General features: G+C 65.4%; 7 protein-coding genes. 1 reads left to right on the forward strand and 6 read right to left on the reverse strand.

Annotated elements, in window-relative coordinates; genetic code table 11:
• From GXZ33_RS06195 to GXZ33_RS06205, 3 genes are all read right to left on the reverse strand, one after another.
• Window positions 1-375 (reverse strand): 50S ribosomal protein L6 (locus GXZ33_RS06195; protein WP_291339986.1); only part of this gene is annotated, 375 nt, incomplete at its 3' end.
• Between the two features lie 17 nt (window positions 376-392).
• The gene (gene rpsH / locus GXZ33_RS06200) at window positions 393-791 is read right to left on the reverse strand and encodes a 30S ribosomal protein S8 (RefSeq protein WP_040084872.1); all 399 of its coding nucleotides are present in this window, start codon (window positions 789-791) and stop codon (window positions 393-395) included.
• 233 nt (window positions 792-1024) lie between these two features.
• Window positions 1025-1840: a formate/nitrite transporter family protein gene (locus GXZ33_RS06205; RefSeq protein WP_291339987.1), complete on the reverse strand. Its 816-nt coding sequence runs from the start codon at window positions 1838-1840 to the stop codon at window positions 1025-1027.
• A gap of 325 nt (window positions 1841-2165) precedes the next feature.
• Here GXZ33_RS06205 and GXZ33_RS06210 point away from each other — a divergent pair, with 325 nt between their 5' ends.
• Window positions 2166-3074 (forward strand): ATP-grasp domain-containing protein, encoded by a 909-nt coding sequence (locus GXZ33_RS06210; RefSeq protein ID WP_291339988.1) that lies wholly within the window; start codon window positions 2166-2168, stop codon window positions 3072-3074.
• A 73-nt stretch (window positions 3075-3147) separates the two neighbouring features.
• Here GXZ33_RS06210 and rplE read toward each other — a convergent pair whose 3' ends face one another.
• From rplE to rplN, 3 genes are read right to left on the reverse strand one after another with little or no spacing between them, the layout of a single operon-like run.
• On the reverse strand, window positions 3148-3702 hold the full coding sequence (gene rplE, locus GXZ33_RS06215; RefSeq protein WP_040084871.1) for a 50S ribosomal protein L5: 555 nt from the start codon (window positions 3700-3702) through the stop codon (window positions 3148-3150).
• A 2-nt stretch (window positions 3703-3704) separates the two neighbouring features.
• Window positions 3705-4019, reverse strand: coding sequence for a 50S ribosomal protein L24 (gene rplX, locus GXZ33_RS06220; RefSeq protein WP_291339989.1), 315 nt, complete (start codon window positions 4017-4019; stop codon window positions 3705-3707).
• Window positions 4020-4388 carry a 50S ribosomal protein L14 gene (gene rplN, locus GXZ33_RS06225; RefSeq protein WP_291339990.1) on the reverse strand — a complete coding sequence of 123 codons (369 nt, stop codon included), beginning with the start codon at window positions 4386-4388 and terminating at the stop codon, window positions 4020-4022.
• Window positions 4389-4408: the final 20 nt, after the last annotated feature.

A 4408-nucleotide genomic window follows, 5' to 3' on the forward strand; every position in this document is an offset into this window, starting at 1 on the left:
AACCGCGAAGCTGACGCCCTCCGGAGCCTCGATCTGGATCGGGTGGGAGTAGCCCAGGGAGAACTCGAGGTTCTTGCCCTTGGCCTGGACACGGTAACCGACGCCGAAGATCTCCATCTTGATGGTGTAGCCCTCGGTCACGCCGACAACCAGGTTGTTGACGAGGGAGCGGGACAGACCGTGGAGTGCGCGGTTCTGGCGGTGATCGTCCGGACGGGAGACAACGATCTCGTTGTCCTCGACCGCGACGGTGATCGGGGCCGGGACCTCGAAGGACAGGGTGCCCTTCGGGCCCTTGACCTCGACGACCTGGCCGTTCACCGAGGTGGTGACGCCGGACGGGATGGTGATCGGGTTCTTACCGATACGCGACATTGTTCAAATCCTCCCTGTTACCAGACGTAGGCGAGAACTTCTCCGCCCACACCCTTCTCGGTAGCCTGGCGGTCGGTCAGGAGGCCCTGGGACGTGGAGATGATCGCCACGCCCAGGCCACCGAGGACCTGCGGCAGGTTGGTGGACTTGGCGTACACGCGCAGACCCGGCTTGGAGACGCGGCGGACACCAGCGATGGAACGCTCGCGGGACGGGCCGTACTTCAGCTCGAGGGACAGGGTCTTGCCGACCTTGGCGTCCTCGACGGTGTAGTTGGCGATGTAGCCCTCCTGCTTGAGGATCTCGGCGATGTTCACCTTGATCTTCGAGGAAGGCATCGACACGGTGTCGTGGTGCGCATGGTTTGCGTTGCGCACGCGCGACAGCATGTCGGCAATGGGGTCAGTCATGGTCATGTGTTGTGACCGTTTACCTTTCTCGTCACGGTTCCGCTCCCACCGAGGGGCGTTAACAGGGTGTTCCGTCGGGCCACTTGACGCTCCCGCAGACTCAGTAGCCTGGGGGGCTCGCTGCCGCTTTTCACCCGGTCGCCACAGATTGGCGGGGGGCCTGCAACAAAGTTGGGATGTTCAGTTCTTGGGTTGGCCCCGTGCCTCCCCTGCGGGGAGCACAAGTCCAGCGGTCAAGGTTACCGCTTCGCGGCCCCAGGAACAAATCCCTCCTCCACACGGTCGGAACCGGGGCTCCGGCCGGCCAGCCACGCGTACACCCCGCCGATGAGCAGCCCACCCCCGATCACGTTGCCCACCCACACGACGGACCAGTTGAGCAGCACCGCGGGCGCGGCCAGCACCGAGGGCACGGAGAACATCGCGAGGCTGAACAACGAGAAGTTGGCGATGACGTGCTCCAGCCCCAGGCCGACGAAGATCGCGATGAGGGGCACGATGCTGAAGAACTTCTCCGTGATGTCCGGGGTCCGCACCGCCGCCAGCACCCCCATGTTCACCACGAAGTTGGCCAGGACCGCCTCCACCAGGGCGGGGGCAGGCGGTTTCGCCAACTTGCCGGAGCTGAGCATGCCGAGCAGATGGTCGGGCGTCAGTCCGCTGAACTTGGCCGCCTGGCCGAGCGCCAGACCGACGAGCAGTGCGCCGACCAGGTTGAACACCGTGCACACCACGAGGAACCACAGCGCCTTCGGGACGGAGACGAGACGGGCCACCACCCCGTAGCAGATGTACATCATGTTGCCGGTGGCCAGCTCCGCGTCGAGGACCACGATGCTGAACAGACCGAGGCCGAACAGCGCGGCGAACACGATCCCGCCCAGGCCGGGCGCATGGACTTCCACCGCGTTGCCGGCCACCACCGCGAAGGCGGTGCCCAGAGTGAGGTACACACCGGCGAGGATGGAGCGGACGGCGAAACGGGGGAGGTCGGCGTCGAAAAGCGCGACCTTGGCGGTGAGCGCCGCAGTCACGCCGGTGTGGATCGGCTGCATGCCTCCATTGAACCAGCCTCCCCGATCATGCCGTCACCCGGACCCGCGGGGGAAGGCCACCCCGACGCACCCCGGCGACGGGAGGGGGCCGGGAACTCCGCCTGACATCCATAGCTTTCCCTAACAACACCGCAGGTCAGAGTGATATCACCTCCACGTAATTGGTTGACGGTTCCAACCATTCTTCCTAAAATTGTCATTAGGTTGTACCGGCAAGTAAGCCGGTGCCTGAAAAGGCCCTGAGTGCACGGGACCACCGCCTGTCCCTGCCCGCGGAGGCCCGGGTCGGCACCGCGTCCCGGACAAGAGCAGAAGAAGGTATCCCATGCACATCCTCATCACCAGCATCCAGGGTCCGGCGGGACAGGCGCTGCTCGCGCAGTTCGCGGAAGCGCGTCACAGCCATCACCGTGTCGTCGGTGTCGACGTGGACCCGGTCGACCATCCCGTTCTGCACGCCGCCGAACAAGTGCCGCCCGCCTCCGACCCGACCAGAATCGACCGCCTCGTCGAGATCGTCCGCCGCCACGACATCGACGTGGTCATCCCCACCGTCGAGGAGGAGCTCTCCCACGTGGCCCGCGCCACCGAGGAATGCCGGTTCTATCCGGCCCGTGTGGTGATCTCGGAGGCGGAGAACGTGGATCTCGCCTGCGACAAATACCAGACCATGCTGCGCCTGGAGCAGGCATGGGTCCCGATTCCCCGCTTCACCTGCCCGAGCCACCACCAGGGTCCGTCCTCGGTGGTGGAGGCGGTCGGTGAGCACGCCATCATCAAACCGCGGACAGGGGGCGGGTCCCTCGGCGTACGGGAACTCCATCCCGCTCTTCTCCGGGAGGCGGAGTGGCTGGACATCGAGGAGGACTCCCTCATCCAGGAGTTCGCTGCGGGGCAGGAGTTCGCGTCGATGGTCTACCTCCCCCCGGGAGACGCTCCCCCGACGGTGGTCGTCGTCGAGGCGACCTGCGGGCCGGATGACAAGGCGTCCGACGCACACCGCCTCCCCGGGGACATCTGCCCGGAGGTCCGAAGGATCGCCCTCGCCGCAGCACGGACGCTCGGACTGCGGGGGCCGGTCGACGTCGACCTCCGCTGCCTCGCAGACGGCCGCCCCGTGGTCCTCGAGGTCAACGCCCGCTTCGGAGCCGACACCGCTCACGCGCCGGAGATCCTCGACGCCCTCCTCCAGGACCTCACCGCCGACCTCGTTCCCGGCTTGTCCCCGGACTGAGACTGCCGGTGACCCCCGGAGACGACGAACGCCCCCGTCTCCCGGAGGAGAAGGGGGCGTCGAGAAGCAGTGGTTACTTCTTGAACGGGAAGCCGAGCTCGCGGAGCAGAGCACGACCCTCGTCGTTGTTGGTCGCGGTGGTGACGACGGTGATGTCCATACCACGCGGGCGGTCGACCTTGTCGACGTCGATCTCGTAGAACATGGTCTGCTCGGTGAGGCCGAAGGTGTAGTTGCCATGGCCGTCGAACTGCTGGTCGGAGAGACCGCGGAAGTCACGGATACGCGGGAGGGCGACGGTCAGCAGACGGTCGAGGAACTCCCACATACGGTCGCCACGCAGGGTGACGCGGGCACCGATCGGCATGCCCTCGCGGAGCTTGAAGTTCGCGATGGACTGCTTGGCGCGACGCAGCTGCGGCTTCTGACCGGTGATGAGGGTCAGGTCCTCGAGTGCGCCGTTGATCAGCTTGGAGTCACGGGCAGCCTCGCCGACGCCCATGTTGACGACGACCTTCTCGACGCCCGGGATCTGCATGACGTTGTCGTAGGAGAACTCCTCACCGAGCTTGGTGCGGATCTCCTCACGGTAACGGGTCTTCAGACGGGGGGTGTAGTTCTCGCTCATGCCTAGATGTCCTTCCCGTTACGACGCGAGACACGGACCTTCTTGCCGTTCTCGTCGAAGCGGTAGCCGACGCGGGTCGGGTTGCCGTCCGAGTCCAGGACCATCACGTTGGAGACGTGGATCGGTGCCTCCTGGGTGACGATGCCGCCGGACTGTGCGCCACGCTCCTGGGAGGAGTCGGCGACGTGCTTCTTGATGCGGTTGACGCCCTCGACGAGGACCTTGTCGGTCTTCGGGAACGCCTGGATGACCTTGCCCTTGGCGCCCTTATCGGGGCCAGAGATGACGAGGACCATATCGCCCTTGTGAATCTTCAACTAGATCACCTCCGGAGCCAGGGACACGATCTTCATGAACTTCTTGTCGCGCAGTTCGCGGGCGACAGGGCCGAAGATACGGGTGCCACGGGGCTCGTTGTCGGGCTTGATGATGACGGCGGCGTTCTCATCAAAGCGGATGTAGGAGCCGTCGGTGCGACGGGTCTCCTTCTTGGCGCGGACGATGACGGCCTTGACGATCTCGCCGGCCTTCACGTTGCCGCCCGGGGCGGCCTCCTTGACAGAAGCGACGATGGTGTCGCCAATGCCAGCAAAGCGTCGACCGGAACCGCCGAGCACGCGGATGCACAGAATTTCACGTGCACCGGTGTTGTCGGCGACCTTGAGACGCGATTCCTGCTGGATCACGATGGGTCTCCTTGACCTGG

This window comes from Corynebacterium sp. (genome assembly GCF_012838985.1).
Lineage (GTDB): Bacteria > Actinomycetota > Actinomycetes > Mycobacteriales > Mycobacteriaceae > Corynebacterium.

Bases quoted from the DNA above. Each gene is read 5' to 3' on its own strand.
- rpsH (WP_040084872.1), bottom strand. From the start codon at position 791: ATGACCATGACTGACCCCATTGCCGACATGCTGTCGCGCGTGCGCAAC.
- GXZ33_RS06205 (WP_291339987.1), bottom strand. From the start codon at position 1,840: ATGCAGCCGATCCACACCGGCGTGACTGCGGCGCTCACCGCCAAGGTC.
- GXZ33_RS06210 (WP_291339988.1), top strand. From the start codon at position 2,166: ATGCACATCCTCATCACCAGCATCCAGGGTCCGGCGGGACAGGCGCTG.
- rplE (WP_040084871.1), bottom strand. From the start codon at position 3,702: ATGAGCGAGAACTACACCCCCCGTCTGAAGACCCGTTACCGTGAGGAG.